The following is a 19,474-nucleotide window of genomic DNA, read 5'->3' as shown; positions in this document are numbered from 1 at the left end:
CAAGACCGTAGTAATCTCTAAAATTTTGTTAAATTAGCGCTATACTAATCATCTAAATCAAAATATTATGGGATTTATAAAAGATTTCAAATCCTTCTTAATGAAAGGAGATATTGTAGCTCTCGCCACGGCTGTTATTATTGGTGGAGCTTTTAATAAAATAGTAAGTTCGCTTGTAGCCGATGTAATTATGCCCTTAGTAGGTCTTATTCTTCAGGGGCAACATGTTAGTAATCTTTTTGTTCCGCTAGACGGCAGCAATCCAGATACCATTGCAGCAGCCAAAGAGGCAAATGCAGCAATTTTAACATACGGAAACTTTATACAAGCTATTATTGATTTTATAATCGTAGGATTTGTTATCTTTATTTTCTTGAAAGGATATGAAAAAACCAAAAAGAAAAAAGAAGAAGCTCCTGTAGCGCCGGCAGGACCATCAGAAACCGAATTACTTACTGAAATAAGAGATTTATTGAAGAAACAGCAATCTTAAATAGCTCTTTGTAAGTAAGTTTGACTGGAGATCGTTATGCCTACAGAAAGTAGAATTGGTTAGATAATCAATTATTATATTTGATTTTTACCTTATCTAACTTCTAGATGCTAATAGTGAAACGGTATAACATTAAAAATTTCTGATGCTACTACAAAAAAGTTAATTATCTATAGCTACCGCTATACTACATATTCTAACTAAAACCATCCTGAACAAGGATGGTTCTTTTTTACAGACAGTTCATTATTTAACAAATTGTTCAGATATTTGTATTTTAAATACTACTGCTTGTTATATTAGAAATATTCCTCACATTTGCCTAGTATATTAATAAAGTGTATAAGTGTAAGTAAAAAATCTATGAAAGTAGCTGTCGTTGGTGCTACCGGTATGGTAGGAACCGTAATGTTAAAAGTGTTAGAAGAAAGAAATTTCCCTGTTACAGATCTTATCCCTGTAGCCTCTGAGAGATCTGTTGGAAAAAAAATTACATACAAAAATAAAGAATATACCCTTGTCGGGCTTGCCGAGGCCATCGCTACGAAGCCAGACGTTGCCTTGTTTTCGGCCGGAGGGAGTACTTCGCAAGAATGGGCTCCAAAATTTGCCGATGCTGGTATTACTGTTATTGATAATTCATCGGCATGGAGAATGGATCCCACAAAAAAATTGGTCGTTCCCGAGATCAATGCCAAAGTACTAACCAAAGACGACAAAATTATCGCAAATCCTAACTGTTCAACCATCCAGATGGTATTGGCATTGAGTCCGCTGCATGATCAATACAAAATAAAACGGGTGGTAGTTTCGACATATCAATCTATTACGGGTACCGGAGTAAAAGCAGTACAACAGCTCGAAAATGAATATGAAGGAAAAAAAGGAGAAATGGCCTACCCATACCCTATCCATCGTAATGCGATTCCTCACTGTGATGTGTTTCAAGATAATGGCTATACCAAAGAAGAAATGAAACTTGTTAATGAAACACAAAAAATTCTTGATGATGCTACTATTGCGGTTACAGCAACAGCTATAAGGATTCCTGTTGTAGGGGGTCATAGCGAAAGTGTGAATGTCGAATTTCTAAATGATTTTAAAGAAAATGAAGTAAGAGCGCTTTTAAACGACACTCCCGGTATCACCGTACAAGATAATCCAGATACCAATACCTATCCTATGCCTATCTATGCCGAAGGTAAAAATGATGTTTTTGTTGGCAGAATTCGTAGGGATCACTCTAGAGAAAACGCTCTCAACATGTGGATCGTATCTGATAATCTTCGTAAAGGTGCTGCTACCAATGCCATACAGATAGCAGAATATCTAATGGAGCGACAATTAATTGGTTAACCACCAAAATGATATAATTTTATCATATAGTGCCCAAGAAATAGTAAACTACCTCAAGGCAAGTGTGAGAGATTTTACATCTTGATTATCGGGTACATTTTATTTTGACTGAAGTAGGAAGTGAGTAAGAATTGAGTTTTGGATCTGAAAAATTATTCTCGATAGCTACCTGTTATAGTTAGACATGCAAGTATTTTTCTTCTTTTTAAAATGCTTAATGGGTTTATCATATTTTTGTAGCCAAAAGTCAGGATACTTAGGAAACACTTTTATAAAAGCAAAAAAATTTGTTTCTTAGAGAAAATTCTGACTGCTCTTACGCAATTATCCTACAAACTTGTTACTAAACCCCAAAGTAACAGCGAAAAGAATCCCACTTTTCATTTGGGAATGATTGATAGAGCAGTCTTTTTATAGTTTCTTTAGCATTAACGGTCACATCTTTTGATAGATTTGTGACACATTTTAACGAACTCTACTATGAAAAGTATATTCCTTGGGCTTTGTAGCCTATTCCTATTAATAGGCTGTAAAAACGAAACGAAAGAACAAAACGATAAAACGAGTATGGCATTGAAGTATCCAGAAACCAAGAAAGTTGACACTGTAGACACCTATTTTGATACTGAAGTAAAAGACCCGTATCGTTGGTTAGAAGATGATCGTAGTGAAGAAACTGAAAAATGGGTGGCTGCCCAGAATAAGGTAACTTTTGGATACTTGAAGAATATCCCTTTTAGAGAACAGTTGAAAAAACGTTTATCAACATTATGGAATTATGAAAAAGTAAGTGCTCCTTTTAAGAAAGGCGCATATACTTATTTCTATAAAAACAACGGACTTCAGAATCAAAGTGTACTCTATCGATTTAAAAATGAAGACGATCAACACGAAATGTTTTTAGACCCTAATACCTTTAGTGATGATGGTACTACCTCATTAGGAAGTGTTAGTTTTTCAAAAAACGGTAATCTCGTAGCGTATTCAATTTCTGAAGGTGGTAGTGATTGGAGAAAGGTAATCGTGAAAGATGCTGTGAGTAAAAAAATTATAGAAGATACACTAGTAGACATTAAATTTTCCGGAATATCATGGAAAGGAAACGAAGGATTCTATTACTCTAGTTACGACAAACCCAAAGGAAGTGAATTATCTGCTAAAACTGATCAACACAAAGTTTTCTACCATAAATTGGGAACCCCTCAAAAAGAAGATGTCCTTATTTTTGGAGGAACTCCTGAAGAGAAACACAGATATGTAGGAGGAAGTGTTACCGAAGATGATCGCTATTTAATCATCTCTGCAAGTAACGCTACATCAGGAAATAAATTATTCATAAAAGATCTTACTCAACCCAATCAAAAAATAATCACTATTCTGGATCATACCGACAGTGATACTTATGTGATAGAAAATGAAGGATCTAAGCTTTATTTGGTTACCAATTTAAACGCCCCCAATCAAAAAATTGTCACGGTTGACGCATCAAACCCAGCATCCAAGAACTGGAAAGATGTTATCCCAGAAACCGACAACGTATTAAATTCAAGTACCGCAGGGGGATATTTCTTTGCCGAATATATGATTGACGCAGTATCTAAAGTTTTTCAATACAATACTAACGGAAAATTAATACGCGAGGTTGAGCTTCCCGGTATTGGAAGCGCAAGTGGTTTTTCAGCTAAAAAAGAAGAAAAAGAACTATATTATATATTCTCTAATTACAAAACCCCTTCCACTATTTATAAATTAGATATTACTGAAGGAACTTCTGAATTATATCATAAATCAAAAATAGATTTCGACCCCGATCTCTACGAAAGTAAACAAGTATTTTTTACTTCAAAAGACGGAACCAAAGTACCAATGATTATAACTTATAAAAAAGGAGTCGAATTCAATGGGAAAAACCCAACTATTTTATATGGATATGGTGGCTTTAACATTAGTCTTACGCCTTCTTTTAATGTTGCTAATGCGGTTTGGATGGAGCAAGGTGGTATTTATGCGGTACCTAATCTTCGAGGTGGAGGCGAGTATGGCAAAAAATGGCATACCGCAGGTACCAAAACACAAAAACAAAATGTATTCGACGACTTTATCGCTGCCGCAGAGTATTTGATAGAAAATAACTATACCTCTTCAAGCCATTTGGCGATTCGAGGAGGATCTAACGGAGGACTTTTGGTTGGCGCTACGATGACGCAACGTCCTGATTTGATGCAAGTGGCCTTACCTGCAGTTGGCGTATTAGATATGCTACGCTATCATACATTTACAGCAGGTGCCGGGTGGGCTTATGATTATGGTACTGCCGATCAGGATAAAGAAATGTTTATATACTTAAAAAGATATTCTCCTGTACATAACGTAAAACCAAACGTAAATTATCCCGCAACCTTAATAACAACTGGTGATCATGATGATAGAGTTGTGCCGGCACATTCATTTAAATTTGCAGCAGAATTACAAGCTAAACAATCTGGAGACAACCCTACCTTAATACGAATAGAAACTAATGCTGGCCATGGCGCCGGAACACCAATAAGTAAAACTATTGAGCAATATGCAGATATTTTTGGGTTTACCTTATTCAATATGGGGTACGAAGTACTTCCTGAGAAAGTGGCTAACGAAGTTGAAGGGTGATATTAATATTATCAATTCTCTTTTAATTCTCTAAGCCTTTTAACAAAATACGAAGGATGTAACCCGGTTTTTTTGAAAAACGTTTTAGAGAATACCTCAGTAGAGTTAAAACCAGCTTCTGCAGCTAAGGCTTTAATAGTATAGTTTTGTAACTTCGTATTACTTTGTAATTGTTCAATAATATAATTTATTCGAAGGTCGTTAATGTAAAGAGTAAAACTTTTTCCTCTGTAAAACTTGATAACTTTGGTTAGATACTTTGAATTGGTACTAAATTTTGACGCTAGAATCACAGAAGTAAGACTAGTTTTTAAAAAGCCATGAGTTTGTTCAAAGTGGATCAACTTTTTTAAAATCATATCGACTACATCCTTTGCAATATCAATGCGCTCCTCTCTGTTCGAGCTTTCATTCTTTACTTTCTCTTCATGTTTTTGGTTGATTAATTCATTAAAACGAAGTTTATATTGTCTATTTTTCTTATAATTCCTTATGAATATGCCAGTAAGAATAATAATTGATCCCAATAATAAGATTAGACTAAAATTCGATCTGGTATTTTGAGTTTTTAATTCATCGATTAATAGTTCTTTTTCTTCAAGTAACAATGGTGTTTCATATTCCCTAATTAATTTAGTATTCATATTTTTGAAATTACGATCTACAACACTGTCGTTTTTAATCAATTGGTTGATATAGTATAATTGATTATTCTTGTCGCCAATGGATTTATAATACTTTATTAACTCTAAATAGGCATAACGCGTTTTTGGAATTCTATAATTGGTATGTTGTAGAATAGAGTCAATTTTTTTATAATATTTGATGCCTTCGTCTTTATTTTTGAGAGCTTCGTAGGACTTTCCTGAAAAGTAATAAGCGTCTATTAAATCATAATTTTCAAAATATATATGGTTTTTTGGTTTTAATAAAGTATCTACGGCGCCTTTAATAGTAGTAATTGCCTTACTATAATCTTGATCATAATATTGTAATATACCTTGATTCAGCTTAAATAAAGATTGTATTGTTTTGTGACGAGATCTTTGTAACCCTATCTTATTAGTAAGAATTGCGGAATCCAGTTCTTTATGCTGGCGGTAAGTAGTAACCAGTTCAGCAAGAGTAAAAAGATAATTTAAAGAATCGTTAGAAGACTTATTGACTATAGATTCCTGATATTTCAAACATTTCTGGAATAATATTTTGGCCTTTTCAAATTGTCCGAATTTTCTTCTTTGAATACCAATATTATGCTGTAAATAATAAATATAAAGAGAATCGTTTGTTTTTTTTGCTAAATCCAATGCTTCAAGATAGTTATCCAAAGCAATGTCAAAAAATCCATCAGTTTCATAAACTGCTCCTTTGTGAGTTTTTAAATAAACTAATGTGCCTTTATGGCTTTTAAAATCGTTTTTGTTTTTTGTGTTTGTAGTAATATATATAGCACTATCTATATAAGTGATTTGTCTTTCTAAGTCATTTATATATAATGTAGATCGATAGTAATAGGCAGATGAAATTTCATAATCATTTTTATTTTCTTTAGCCCTTCTTAAAAAAACATTAGAATAGAAATCTGCCAATTCAGGGTTTTTCTCTAAGTTGGTATTAATCCCGTTAATCAAACCTGAAAAATCGAGCTTATTTATAGAATCTACAGGAATCACTTTTTCTTTCTGGCTAAACAAAGTTTGGCAAAACAAAACTGAGAAAAGAATCTTGAAAATAAATTCTCGTATCGACATAAATAAGTTCTTTTAATACACTTGATTTAAAGAAAACCAAATTAATTGATTCAGATGCATCTGTTAAAAAACTTAACAAATATATATATTAAAAAGTTCATAAGCTCGTTGAATATAACTATCTGTTTTATAAGTTTTTAATTTGAATATATTGTTTTTAAATGGTATCTGGGTTCTAGAATTTCTATATGATAATTCTAGAATTAAGACTTATTCCCCTTGCATTTCATCTTTTGATACTCCTACATTTGACTTCAACAAACCACAAACATCATGAACACATATGTATACAACCATAGAAGCCAATTTCTAGTTAATACGATACACGCCATGCACCTTAAACTTGATCAATTTATGTACAATCTGGTGCATTGTAGTCCTTATGAAATTATTATTTATATCTGGATTCATAAACTGTATGATAAGCAGAAAACAAGCGAAGAAGCAGTACAACTTATCTATAAAGCGAGAAACCTGTTTTTATTGGGGAAATGTGGGGCTGAAGCGGAGTAGTTGAGTGGTGAGTTTACAGTATTGGATTCCCTCGGTTAGGGAGTGTTTTTTGATTCAGAATGTAGAATTCAGAATTATGAAGTGTAAAACTTAAAGTATAAAATACCATTACTTAATACTCTGTACTCAATACTAGCTACTCAAACTAAATATTCTACAAACAAATCAATACAAAAACATGAGAAATGTAATTCAAGATCAATTAACATTGGAAGAAAAAAACACGGCAGAAGACCTGATCACACAACTGGAAACCCTATTGGTCGGTAAGCTATCTGCCCTCACCGAGAAAGAGCGACAAGACTATAAAGCAATCAATGAAAAGAATAAACTTTTTGTCAATAAGGTGTGGGACTATCGTCAACACAGCCAGTCATTAAGTTCTCCCGATGTGGATTGGGAAGAGTTCGAGAAGGACTATAAAGCCCGGTCCTTTTCAGAAAACCTATTAGGCCGTATCGAAAGCTTAGCCTATAGGATAGAGAGCACCAAAATCCTTCATGATTATGACAATTACCAAGACGCTCTTAATGATTATGCTTATGCACAATATAGTAAAGGAGCCGGCAAACCAGGTTTTACAGAAAAAGTAGCAGAGCTCAAGCAATTTTTTGCACGTACAAAAAGCACCTCCAAAACGGATGGACAAATAAGTTGAGTAGTGTGTAAGTAACTTCCCCTCCCCTTTTGTTGAAGAAAGGGGTTAGGAGTGAAAGACAAATAGCCAAGCAGCTAACAAAAATGATAACACGCATATCATCAAAACTTTATAGAAATAATAATCCATTTATCTCAAAACACCTTCTTATGGGCTAAATAGACGTTTTCTTTAACCACTTCAATAAAGATTTTAAGCCAAACGGCTAAAAATTGAACTTTAACAATCAAAAATTTAGGGCACTATCTCAAATTTTTAAGTCAAAAGATTACAAATAGCACTTCTAGTACTAAACACTTCGTCAAAATAGATCTCCCGAGAGCCAAAATGATCCGTAGTATAATCTTTACAATCAAACTCAATATGAATACCTCTAAAAATTGAAATACGATAATTAAAACTTTACAGGGAACACACATACAAAAGGAAATACAAAATAAATCAAAACATCAAAACGCTATCAATTATGAAAACCATCAACAATCAAATAGAAACCATAGCCCGTATCGATCGGCTGATCCGGATGCAGGCAACTGGTACACCCGAAGCTCTTGCCAGCAGGTTGGGCGTTTCAAAAGCCACATTATACCGAACACTCAATGTAATGAAAGACCTAAATGCCCCTATCACCTACGAGCACGATCTGAAAAGTTTTGTATACGAAAAAGCAGTAGGCTTTCGGTTTGGGTTTTATGTGGATTCGGGATTAGTGTCTGGTACAAAGTATTAAGTAGTGAGTACAAAGTACGGTGTACGGAGTAATTATGATAGTATTCCCTCCTTGAGGAGGTGTTTTTTAATTTGGAATGTAGAATTCAGAATTAAGCAATGTAAAATTTAAAATGAAAAACTTAAAATTTTAAAGTAAAAAATACTAATTACTTAACACTTTGTACTCACTACTCCATACCAAATACTCATAAAATTTTAACAATTAAAAATACCTGAGTTTCAAAAAATGAAACTGGCAGGGTGTAATATTGTGATGAAAAACTAACCAATTATTCTTTTAAAATGAATATGAAACACTTATTATTTATTTTTGGGCTATTTTGTTTAACTATTACTGCACAAGAAGGTCAAGAGGGGCAACAAGTAGCTCCGCCACCACAGATTTACCCTACCTCTCCCGAAGCTGCTAGCTTAGGAAAATATGGAGAAATCCCTATTAATTTATCTACGGGAAGAATTAATCATACGATTCCTCTACATACAATTAAAGAATCTGAATTCAGTTTGCCAATTTCATTATCATATAGTTATTCTGGTTTAATGGTAGAAGAGATTCCAGGTAGTGCAGGATTAGGTTGGGATTTAACAGGCAGAGGTATGATTACCAGACAAGTGCGCGGTTTACCAGATGAATCCAGTCTAGGATATATTGGCTATAATAAAATCGGTGAAAAGGTATATCAATATATCACCGATAAAGAAGCGCTTACTGATCGAGATAAAGGTAATATTTTAAAAGGATCTGCAGAAGGTCGATGGGATACTGAATCTGATAAATATCTTATAAATATAGGTGATATTTCGGCTACATTTTATTTCAATCATAAAGGGGAAGCAATTTTTGCACCGTATAAAAATTATAAACTCACCTATATACAAAATGAAAATCGATTCGAGCTAATCGATGATCGCGGGATTATATATTATTTCACTAGTCGAGAAGAAACAGAAACAGAGCTAATCGCAGATAATCCTTACATAAAGCTTTACACTTCTGCATGGGTAATTGATCGAATTGTTTTGCCCAACACAAAAGAAATTACATTTACCTATATACCCTACCAAGTACGACAGTTCATTCATTCTGATTCACAATCTATTCTGGAGCCATCATTAGGGGATATCTATGAGTGTCAACAAAGGGATATATTTGAACCCGCAGCCTATCGTAGGATATTTTCGAATACTTCGGCACTAATGCTCCATAAAATTAGTACGCCGTCTGAAACTGTTACTTTCAACTATACAATTCGTGATGCATTAATCACAAGTGCTGGACACAACCCGGTAACCCTCGAAAATGTAAAAATTGTTAATTCTGTTGGACAAAGTGTCATGCAATATGGTTTTTCTTATAACGATAAATCCAAAACAAGAAAACTCTTAAAAGGAATTCATAGAGGAAAATATAATCCAGAACAAGACAGGAATTACTACAAATTCGATTATTATAATATTCCACCAGAAAATATCGCCTATTACAAACAGGATTTTTGGGGATATTATAATGGAAACACTAATACTACTGGTAATTTAGTTTCTCAAGGGACTAATAGATCTCCTGATTACCAAAGTACATTGATGGGAGCATTAAAGACAATTTATTATCCAACCAAAGGGTATACAGAAATTAGGTATTCACAAAACCAAGTATATGGCGCTCAGGATACAGGTGAAATAGGGATTGAAGATCGATTAAATGAGCCGATAGACATTGTCTTCACTTCTGATACTCGTCCGGAAGATGAAAATATATTTAAAACTATTTCTACAGTATTTACCCCACAAGTAGTTTCAGGTAGAGGAGCCCATATTTCTCTTATGTATAATCTACAGGCTTCAGATGGTGGAGCTGCTGCTACAGTAACTTTAAAAAGAACAGATGGAAAGCCCATTGTTAACTGCACTCGACCAGGATTAGGATGTAATTACCTACGGGATGGTGCAGTAGCAGAGCAAGGACCAGCAGAACCAGCTACATTAGACAGAACCCTTTTTTATTTAGAACCTGGTGAGTATGAACTTAAGGTATTCGTAGAAAGAAATGCACATAGCAATACTGGAATCGATGTTGATCCTAATAACCCAGATTCTGGGCGCCCACCAAGAGTTTCTGCAGTTGTAAGTTTACGATATTCTTCTGTTAACGAATCAACATCACCACACAGCAATGTTTCGTTTGGAGGGCTTAGGGTCTCTCAGACTAAATCTTGCGATGGGTTAGGAAATTGTATCAAAAAAATGTATTCTTATAAAACTGATAATATATCAACCGGAATCAGTCTTGCTAAGCCTAGATATATTGGTGGGGTAGTCCATGATTATGGATATAATGTTTGTGCCATATTGACCAAAACCTCTTCCAGTAATGTTCCTTTGAGTACATTTATAGGTAGTCCGGTTTTATATAAGTCTGTTACCGAATCTTCTATAGGATACAATAACGAGATGTTGAAAACCCTGTACGTTTTTTCGGGTAAGAAAGATAGTGTGGAGGCGTTTCCTTTTGCTCCAACGGAAAAGTTAAATTGGCGTAAAGGGAAACTGATTGAACAGAAGGCCTATAAAAATCAAGAAGGATATTTCTTTCCTGTAACTACCACCACCAATAAATACAATGTCAAAGATCATTCGAATCTTTTTGGAAAAGATTTAAAATCGTACAATCTTAAGGTTGGTCAATTAACGTATTCATATAGCGCAAACGGTGGACTTGTAGAATATACTTACGTTCCCGAACATTTTGGAATAAGAGAATACATTAACAGTTCAGAAACTTACCCTTTACAAGCTTCTCTATATAAAGAAATACTAGGTAACGATTCTATTAGTACAAATACATTATATACCTATGACGATCCAAAGGGATACCTGAAAACCCAAACAACAATTGATAGTAAATCAGGCACCCAGGAAACCAACTACTATTATCCATATGATAAACGAAGTACTGTTAATGACAAGCTGGTCGCTCAAAACCGAATAGCAAACCCTATTGAAACAAAATATAAAATAAATGGGGCACAACAATCAAACCAGGTTACAGAATATAAAGATTGGGGCAATACTATCGTAATGCCCGGGATCACTAAAACTGCTAAAGGTAATACCACACCCGAACCTCGCCTTACCTACCATGATTATGATTCTTATGGCAACCCGCTAGAAGTATCCCAGGCCGATGGAAAGTCTATTATGTATGTATGGGGGTATAACTATACCCAACCCATTGTAAAGATTGAAAATGCAAGTTATACAGGTATTCCATCTGATGCAAGGACTATACTTAATCAACTCCAAACGGCTTCAAATACAGAGAACAATACCGCTGAAGAAGAACACATGCGCAATTTAATTGGAAACATAAGAAGGCATGCGTACTTTAAAAAGGCACAGGTTACAGGATATACCTATGATCCGCTTATAGGTGTCACTAGTATCACTGATCCCAAAGGGGAAACTACCTATTACAAGTACGATGATTTTAACCGGTTAGCGTATGTTTTAGATCAGGATGAGCATGTGACCCAGCAGTTGCGTTACAATTATGAAGGACAGGGTGCTGAAGCTTTGAGTAGGATAGCGATCTCACCTTCGGTATCGGGTACTATACATCCTAATCAGGTAATTACTTTTACTGCAGGTACACCAGTTACAAACAGTACAGTAATGTACACTTGGTCTGTAAATAGTATCCAGGAGCAATGTGGAGATTCTTCTGTGTTTCAAAAAACATTTAGTAGAGAAGGTGAGTATACCATTTCATTGAATGCTTTTGATCCGCAGACACAGGTACAGGTTAAAAAAACACTTCGTGTTACAGTAGCCTACCCTGCATTGAGTACTCCAAATATTTCTGCTACACATACCCATGTATTCTTTGGTACTAATGTGGTTTATACAGCTTCTAATATTTCAGGTGGATCGGGATCCTATCGCTACGGATGGTATGTGAATAATGTAAAACAGACTAATAATGATAGATCGTATACATTCAACACGACTACTGCGGGTAGATATACCATCTTTTTTAACTTAGTGGATACGGTTACAGGCAGAGTTCATAGGAGTTCATCAAGAGTAGTACACATACACCTTCCTTTACAAGTTCCCAGTATTAGTGCCAATAGGAGTCCTCATATAATCAAGGGTACTGCGGTTACCTTTACAGCTAGAGGTATCGGTGGCGGTTCGGGTAATCGAAGGTACGAATGGTATGTAAATGGGGTAAAGCAAAATGGGCAAACCAGTATTTCGTATAGCAATAGCTTTTCATCTACAGGTACGTATAGTGTGAAGTTTCGAGTGGTAGATAATAACATCACCCCGGCTCCCTATTACAAAGAGTCCAATACCTTTACGATATATTCTCATAATTCACTTTCTACCCCTAACGTATCATCCAGTTTGGGATCACATTTTCTAAAGGGTGCTACCGTTACTTTTACTGCTTCAAACATAGGAGGGGGATCTGGCAATAGGCGCTATGAATGGTATGTAAATAATACAAGACAGGCGTATACAGGCACACAGTTGCGGTATACTTTTAGCACAAAATCCACATATACCATCAAATGCAGGGTGATTGACAACAATATTCCTAACCATATAAGAGAAAGAAGTATTACGGTTCAAGCCCATGATCCTTTTTCCAATGTAAGGGTTAATGGAAAAACCTATATCGTAAAAGGAACTGAAGTTACTTTTAATGCTTCGGCGTCCGGTGGTTCAGGATCTGATCAAAGAAGATACGAATGGTATGTGAATAATGTACGACAAAGTGGTTCGGGTAGAACATTTAAATACAGGTATACTATTACAGGCAGCTACCAAGTTAAATGTAAAATAATAGATACCAGGATTAGTCCTACGCATGCTGCATGGAGTGGTGTAAAAACGATATATTCTTATAATCCTATGAGTATTGGCAGATCTCAAACCTCTTCACAAATTAATAATAGTAATCCCAATGTTACTTTTAGATTAACTTCGGTGACCCAAGGTTCGGGAAGTTATAGCAGTGTTACCTGGCGTGTAGTGTGTCTACAGGATTATTCTGATAATTACACCTCTACTAATACTAGTAGAAGCTTTTCTTTTGGATCCACAAAAAATGGTGAATATAATATTACAGCCACCATTAAAGATAATAAAACAGGAGAAGTAAGAAGAGTTCCCTTTACTGTTATTGTAAACCGATCCGGCAGTGGATCCGGTGGTGGTGAACAATGGTAAGAAGTGTCAACCAAAAAACAAACAAGATGAAAACAATCCTATATAGCATAGTACTTTTAGTCGTGGGCTTGCAACTACATGCCCAGACCTCTTTATCCGATAAGAATTATATCCATACAATCATCCCACAGGGACCAATAACTATAGATGCAATCGAGAATGTGAATTGTTCTACAATAGGGCAATCGAGCCATACCATAGAAAGCGTCACCTACTTCGATGGTTTGGGAAGACCAATGCAACAACGCGCCATCAAGGCATCGGGTGCAGGGGCTCCCATAGTCAATCTGCTCCCAGAAGACTGGAGCGAAGGTCAGGGGAGTACACCCTTTTATAATCAAAACGGATCTACTGCAGAGAACAACCGGGTTATGGGTATAGACCCGGCAGGGGAACGCTCTTTGTTATGGCGATGTGGTAGCGATGCAGATAGTCATGCCGACGGGGGTTGGAACACAGCTTACTTTGAGATTGATAATACGGCAAGTTACCGATATACCGTTTGGGTCAAACGAACAGGTTCTCAAGATGGCAATACCTATCATGGTACCCAAAATGTCAACAACCTAAACGGATCAGAAAATGGGAATCCATACTTCTGGCATGGAGATCTTCCAAAGCTGGATACTTGGTATTTACTGGTGGGAGTGGTTCACCCCCATCAATATACAGGTGGAAACTCTGGGATTAGCGGGGTGTATGATAGCTATGGAAATAAAGTGATTACCGGTACCGATTTTAAATGGAGAAGCACCATGACCAGTACCCGGTTTAGAAGTTATTTGTATTACAGTACAGATTTGAATACTAAACAATTCTTCTGGAACCCTGTACTTCAAAAACTGAATGGTAACGAGAGGTCAATCATCGCAATTGCTTTGGGGGCGCAACAGGAAATAGGTGATATCGTTACCCATATTACCTACGATGATTACGGGCGACAAGATAAGCAATACCTCCCCTTTGTATCGGGAGATAATGGGGCGTTTAAAACCGTAAATGTTATCGATGACATCAATAGCTATTACCTAAACAAACACAGAGAAGACTTCCCTGGGATCACAAACCCCTCAGAAGTGAATGCCTATAGTGAAAGTGTATTTGAACAATCTCCACTTAACCGCGTGCTGGAACAAGGTGCCCCGGGGGCAGCCTGGAAAGCCGATCCTGGTAGCGATCATGATCATACCATCAAATTTGATTGGGCTACCAATACTACAGGGGAAGTGATTCGATTTGATGTCAACTTTCCCAATCCCAATAACACCGAAGCCCCTGCACTACAACAAAATGGGCATTACCTTGCCAATGAACTGTATGTCACCATCACCAAAGATGAAAACTGGAAGCCCGGGGATGAAGACCTAAGAACAACTAGAGCATATAAAGATAAGCTTGGTAACGTTATTCTTAAAAGAACTTTCAATAGCTCCTCCCCCTCTACAGGGGGAGGTGGCGAAGCCGGAGGGGGTGCGCATGATACCTACTATGTCTACGACCACTTCGGAAACCTAACATACGTCATCCCCCCAAACGTAGATACCAGTGACGGTGTATCAAACACCGAACTTACCGAACTGTGCTACCAATACCGCTACGATTATAGAAACCGACTCATCGAAAAGAAAATCCCTGGCAAAGGAGATCAAAACACCTGGGAATCGATTGTCTATAACAAACTGGATCAACCTGTACTCACCCAAGATCCTAACCAAAAAGCAAAAAACGAATGGCTCTTTACCAAATATGATGCCTTTGGTAGGGTAGCTTATACCGGTAAGATCACCATACCCAACAAAACCCGGAAACAATTACAAACCGAAGCCAAAGGGTATAACGATAAGCAATGGGTACAACGAGGTAGTGCAGTGATGATTGGGGGTACCACTATGCATTACAATAATGGAGGATATCCAAACGTACAAAATGCAGAAGTGCTTACGATTAATTATTATGATGATTATGATTTTGACAGGGCAGGGATCAATGATCCGGGTACGGTCTACGGGGTAGGCACCAGCGATCGTACCAAATCCCTGTCTACAGGTAGCAAAGTAAAAGTACTAGGCACCTCTTTTTGGACTACTACAGTCACCTACTATGATAATAAAGGAAGGTCAATCTACAATGAAAGTAAGAATGAATACCTGGATACCCATGATAGTGTAAAAAGCAAGCTTGACTTTACAGGAAAAGTAGAAAAAACCCATACCTACCATAAAAAAGGCAGCCATGAAGCGATCGTTACCGAAGATACCTTTACCTATGACCATATCGGCAGGCTTACCTCTCAAACCCAAAAGATCGACAATCAGGAGGCAGAACAAATCGTTGCCAATTCGTATGATGAGTTAGGGCAGTTGGTTCAAAAGAATGTGGGTGGTATAGCTTCCTCCCCTGTAGGGGGAGGTGCCGCAGGCGGAGGGGGCACTTCGACTACGCTCAGCACAGGCTTGCAGACTGTAAATTACCACTACAACATCCGTGGTTGGTTAAAAGGGATTAATGATGTTGATAATTTAGGAGACGATGTATTTGCTTTTGGTATTAATTACAACAAGATTACCGAAAATCTCCATGCTCATCCTTTGTACAACGGTAATATTAGCGAAACCCTATGGAAAACGGCTAACGATAACCAGAAAAGAGCGTATGGATATCGTTATGATGAATTGAATCGATTTACAGCAGCCAATGATCATGAGAACAGATATGTAGTATCTAGCATTACGTACGACAAGGTTGGAAACATCTTATCCCTGGCAAGAAACGGTTGGCAAAACAATGCTAACTATGGCAATATGGATGTTTTAAGCTACCAGTATGATGCTGGAAACAAACTAAAAAAAGTGACCGATACGGGTAACAAAACCTATGGTTTTAAAGACGGCACCAATACCAATGATGATTTTGACTATGACGCAAACGGGAATATGATCATAGACCGTAACAAGGGCATCTCAAGCATTACCTACAATCATTTGAATTTACCTGAAACCGTTTCGATTAGTGACAGTGAAGGAACCGGAACAATTTCTTATATTTACGATGCCACTGGCACGAAGCAAAAAAAGATCGTGCTAGAGGGAAGTTCTAATACAAGTACGGAATATGCACAAGGGTATGTTTATAAAAATGATAATCTAGAATTCTTTAACCAACCGGAAGGAATTGTAGAAAAAGAGGATGATGGGTACAAATATGTCTTTAAATTTAAAGACCATCTTGGGAATATTAGACTGAGTTATAAGGATGCTGATAAGAATGGTTCTATTAGTCAGAGTGAAATTATCCAAGAGAAGAATTATTACCCTTTTGGACTTGAACATCGAGGATACAATGATGTCCTGAGAGGTGCAGAAAACAAGCACTTTACATATGTTGGCAAGGAATTAAACGAAAGCCTTGATTATAATATGTTAGAAATGGATTGGAGGCATTACGATCCTGGTATTGGTAGATTTATGGGAATAGACGCAATGGCTGAGAGTTTTGAAGATTATACTCCATATCATTATAGCAACAATAGTCCTATAATGTACAAAGATCCTACAGGATTATTTACTGATGTTGTTAACGAAGAAACAGGAGAGAAATATCATGTAGATGATGGGTACGATTTTGATTGGGTTGTTAGTGCTGATACTTTTGACGAAATAAAAGAGGCAGGAGAAATCCCAAATAATCTAAAGTGGGATCGTACCAAAGCGTTTTGGAAACAAGTTTGGGAAGGTGTTACAACATCTGATGGAACAGTTACTGGAGAACTTACTGCATTTTTTGTAACTGATGATTTAAAAGACGGAGTTGAAGCTATTCAAAATAAGGATTTAATGTCTTTAGCTCTTTTACCTCTTAACAAACTTAAAAAACTTAAAAAATTTAAAAAATGGATAAAGAAAAATGATGGAAAAATCCCTGGGACTAAGAAAGGAGGAGGAAACTTTAAAAATAGGGAGGGTAAGTTACCTAAAACAGATGCTGATGGAAACCCAATAACATATAAAGAGTATGATGTAAATCCTACTCCTGCAGGTCAACGAAGAGATGCAGAAAGGCTAGTAAAGGGGAGTGATGGAAAAGTTTATTATACAAGTGACCATTACGGTTCATTTACAGAAATTAAAGATTAATTATGGAAACTATTAAGGTTGATAAAAACACTTTTGTAGGATCAATTAATGGTATTAATTGTCCAACTAAAAAAAATGCATTACGAGAAATAGGCTTAGCTTTTCTATTTGCAGACCACTATGGTCAAAACCTAGATGCTTTGGAAGATTGTCTTACAGATCTATCTTGGATAGAACATAGAAAGGTAGTTTTGATTATAAATGATTTTGATTTATTCTTGAAAGAAGAATCGTCTGAGTTCAAAAATATGTTTTTAGAGTTGTTAAATGATGTAAAACAAGAATGGTCAGAAAATCAAGAAAAAGAATTTACAATACTTTATAACATAACATCTACTTGATCTTAAATCATAATTTATAAACCACTCAGGTGATGAGTGGTTTTTTTATGCCCTAAAGTGAAATAATTAAAAAAAACGATCAATAATCTATCAAATTAGTGTAGTTAATCTGTGAATTGATGTAAATGATCGAAAAATCACTTGTACAGGGGAAAAACCCCCTGTAATAGGTCTTGACATGGGTTGATATTAATAGTAGGTTTGGCTTCAAATTCTAAGAAAACACAAGTCAAATGAATGTCACCAAACAAATCGATCTAATTAGAAGGGTAGACCAGCTGGTCAGACTTCAAGCCACGGGAACCCCAGACGAATTAGCTTGTAAATTAGAGATTTCTAAATCAAAATTATATCGTATTATCAATATGATGAAAGACTTTAATGCACCTATCGAGTATAATCCAACATTAGAAACCTTTTTATATAAAAAAGAAGTACGGTTTAGCTTTGGGTTTTATGCCTCGCATCATCAACATGTAACTGCTGGTATTGCTTAACTATCAGAAAAAAACAATACTAAAAATAGAGAAGCCCACACGTATAAAAAATAAAATTCATATTTGTCTCGAGGACGATAACAATTCTAGCGCAATTGTTAGCTAAAACTCCATTAGAACACTTAGTTTATTTAAGGATTAAAATTAAAGAGTTATGGTGTAAGATGTACAAAGAAGTAGAACGATATCTTATATTAAGTTTTCTACAGGTTGGGTTCAGGTTTATTTAGTAATTTTAAGCCATGAAATAAGCCATAACAATGAGATTGATACCTATCAATATGATGATATGGCGATTCCATTCTTACACAAAAACTAGTCGAAGTGTGATCAAAAAAAATACTACATATAAATATATGAAACCATGGTGTGTTGTTAACCCTACGGTATATTTTGGAGTTTTCTTAATGTATATGAGTATAATGGTTTATGGTCAAACCGCTAAGACTATACCGATTGCAAATGAAATCGATAGTATAGCTACCTATTATAGATTAAGTAAATCTGATAAGCTTACCTATCAGCAGCGATTAAATTATATTAACTGTTTTTTGGAAAAAACGGAGTTATATAACTACCCCTGCTAGCGCCAGAATGTTTCTGGTGCCGTCAAAGCTCGGTAAAGTATATGTAAGCCGCATAAAAATGTCAGTTTCAAAAATGAAACTGACATTTTGTATTTTTGAGCTGATGAGCAAGAACTCTAAAATTCATAACAAAACATATGTCAAAAAAAGTGTAGTAAGCAATAAAAGATAACCTTTAAGAGAATAGAAAAAAGCGTTGCTTTAGATGCGTGAAAAGGCAGCCACGAAGCGATCGTTACCAAAGATACGTTTACCTATGACCATATGGGTAGGCTATTAAGTCAAACTCAAAAGATCAACAATCAGGATGCAGAACAAATCGTTGCCAATTCCTACGATGAGTTAGGATAGTTAGTTCAAAAGAATGTTGGCGGTATCGCTTCTTCCTCTATAGGGTGCAGGTGCTGTAGGCACAGGAGGCTGTAAAATAAACCCAAGACATAGCTTACTTTACATATACATGTACTCAAGCAACACATAAGTTGTAACTTTTATCCCAAAACTTCATCAAAGTTCAATATCTTTGAGT

The 19,474-nt window shown here is 35.9% G+C and carries 11 protein-coding genes; 10 read left to right on the top strand and 1 reads right to left on the bottom strand.

What is annotated here, in order from left to right:
* The first annotated feature begins 67 nt into the window (after window positions 1–67).
* From mscL to J8281_RS03275, 3 genes are all read left to right on the top strand, one after another.
* On the top strand, window positions 68–493 hold the full coding sequence (gene mscL / locus J8281_RS03285) for a large-conductance mechanosensitive channel protein MscL (RefSeq protein ID WP_210196170.1): 426 nt from the start codon (window positions 68–70) through the stop codon (window positions 491–493).
* 363 nt (window positions 494–856) lie between these two features.
* Window positions 857–1,849, top strand: a complete 993-nt coding sequence (locus tag J8281_RS03280; protein WP_210196169.1) for an aspartate-semialdehyde dehydrogenase — start codon at window positions 857–859, stop codon at window positions 1,847–1,849.
* A gap of 480 nt (window positions 1,850–2,329) precedes the next feature.
* Entirely contained in the window at window positions 2,330–4,498 is a 2,169-nt protein-coding gene (locus J8281_RS03275; protein ID WP_210196168.1) for a prolyl oligopeptidase family protein, read from the top strand.
* A gap of 11 nt (window positions 4,499–4,509) precedes the next feature.
* Here the strand turns inward: J8281_RS03275 and J8281_RS03270 are convergent, their stop codons facing one another.
* Window positions 4,510–6,249, bottom strand: coding sequence for an AraC family transcriptional regulator (locus J8281_RS03270; protein ID WP_210196167.1), 1,740 nt, complete (start codon window positions 6,247–6,249; stop codon window positions 4,510–4,512).
* Window positions 6,250–6,522: 273 nt separating this feature from the next.
* On the opposite strand from J8281_RS03270, the gene J8281_RS03265 reads away from it, so the two are divergent.
* From J8281_RS03265 to J8281_RS03235, 7 genes are all read left to right on the top strand, one after another.
* Window positions 6,523–6,762 (top strand): hypothetical protein, encoded by a 240-nt coding sequence (locus tag J8281_RS03265; RefSeq protein WP_210196166.1) that lies wholly within the window; start codon window positions 6,523–6,525, stop codon window positions 6,760–6,762.
* A gap of 178 nt (window positions 6,763–6,940) precedes the next feature.
* The gene (locus J8281_RS03260) at window positions 6,941–7,420 is read left to right on the top strand and encodes a hypothetical protein (RefSeq protein WP_210196165.1); all 480 of its coding nucleotides are present in this window, start codon (window positions 6,941–6,943) and stop codon (window positions 7,418–7,420) included.
* Between the two features lie 466 nt (window positions 7,421–7,886).
* Window positions 7,887–8,150, top strand: a complete 264-nt coding sequence (locus J8281_RS03255; protein ID WP_210196164.1) for an HTH domain-containing protein — start codon at window positions 7,887–7,889, stop codon at window positions 8,148–8,150.
* A 290-nt stretch (window positions 8,151–8,440) separates the two neighbouring features.
* Window positions 8,441–13,387, top strand: a complete 4,947-nt coding sequence (locus J8281_RS03250; protein ID WP_210196163.1) for a PKD domain-containing protein — start codon at window positions 8,441–8,443, stop codon at window positions 13,385–13,387.
* A 26-nt stretch (window positions 13,388–13,413) separates the two neighbouring features.
* A complete protein-coding gene (locus J8281_RS03245) occupies window positions 13,414–17,520 on the top strand; it encodes a DUF6443 domain-containing protein (protein ID WP_210196162.1) in 4,107 nt (1,368 codons plus the stop codon).
* 2 nt (window positions 17,521–17,522) lie between these two features.
* Entirely contained in the window at window positions 17,523–17,861 is a 339-nt protein-coding gene (locus tag J8281_RS03240; RefSeq protein ID WP_210196161.1) for a barstar family protein, read from the top strand.
* 233 nt (window positions 17,862–18,094) lie between these two features.
* On the top strand, window positions 18,095–18,358 hold the full coding sequence (locus J8281_RS03235; RefSeq protein WP_210196160.1) for a hypothetical protein: 264 nt from the start codon (window positions 18,095–18,097) through the stop codon (window positions 18,356–18,358).
* The last annotated feature ends 1,116 nt before the right edge of the window (window positions 18,359–19,474 follow it).

It is taken from the genome of Aquimarina sp. U1-2, from assembly GCF_017897595.1.
In the GTDB taxonomy this organism is placed as follows: domain Bacteria; phylum Bacteroidota; class Bacteroidia; order Flavobacteriales; family Flavobacteriaceae; genus Aquimarina.
This window is presented reverse-complemented; position numbering and strand designations above follow the sequence as displayed.

Excerpts from the sequence above, each read along its gene's own strand:
- J8281_RS03265 (WP_210196166.1), top strand. The coding sequence starts at position 6,523 with ATGAACACATATGTATACAACCATAGAAGCCAATTTCTAGTTAATACG.
- J8281_RS03260 (WP_210196165.1), top strand. The coding sequence starts at position 6,941 with ATGAGAAATGTAATTCAAGATCAATTAACATTGGAAGAAAAAAACACG.
- J8281_RS03270 (WP_210196167.1), bottom strand. The coding sequence starts at position 6,249 with ATGTCGATACGAGAATTTATTTTCAAGATTCTTTTCTCAGTTTTGTTT.
- J8281_RS03280 (WP_210196169.1), top strand. The coding sequence starts at position 857 with ATGAAAGTAGCTGTCGTTGGTGCTACCGGTATGGTAGGAACCGTAATG.
- J8281_RS03275 (WP_210196168.1), top strand. The coding sequence starts at position 2,330 with ATGAAAAGTATATTCCTTGGGCTTTGTAGCCTATTCCTATTAATAGGC.
- J8281_RS03245 (WP_210196162.1), top strand. The coding sequence starts at position 13,414 with ATGAAAACAATCCTATATAGCATAGTACTTTTAGTCGTGGGCTTGCAA.
- mscL (WP_210196170.1), top strand. The coding sequence starts at position 68 with ATGGGATTTATAAAAGATTTCAAATCCTTCTTAATGAAAGGAGATATT.
- J8281_RS03235 (WP_210196160.1), top strand. The coding sequence starts at position 18,095 with ATGAATGTCACCAAACAAATCGATCTAATTAGAAGGGTAGACCAGCTG.
- J8281_RS03240 (WP_210196161.1), top strand. The coding sequence starts at position 17,523 with ATGGAAACTATTAAGGTTGATAAAAACACTTTTGTAGGATCAATTAAT.
- J8281_RS03250 (WP_210196163.1), top strand. The coding sequence starts at position 8,441 with ATGAAACACTTATTATTTATTTTTGGGCTATTTTGTTTAACTATTACT.
- J8281_RS03255 (WP_210196164.1), top strand. The coding sequence starts at position 7,887 with ATGAAAACCATCAACAATCAAATAGAAACCATAGCCCGTATCGATCGG.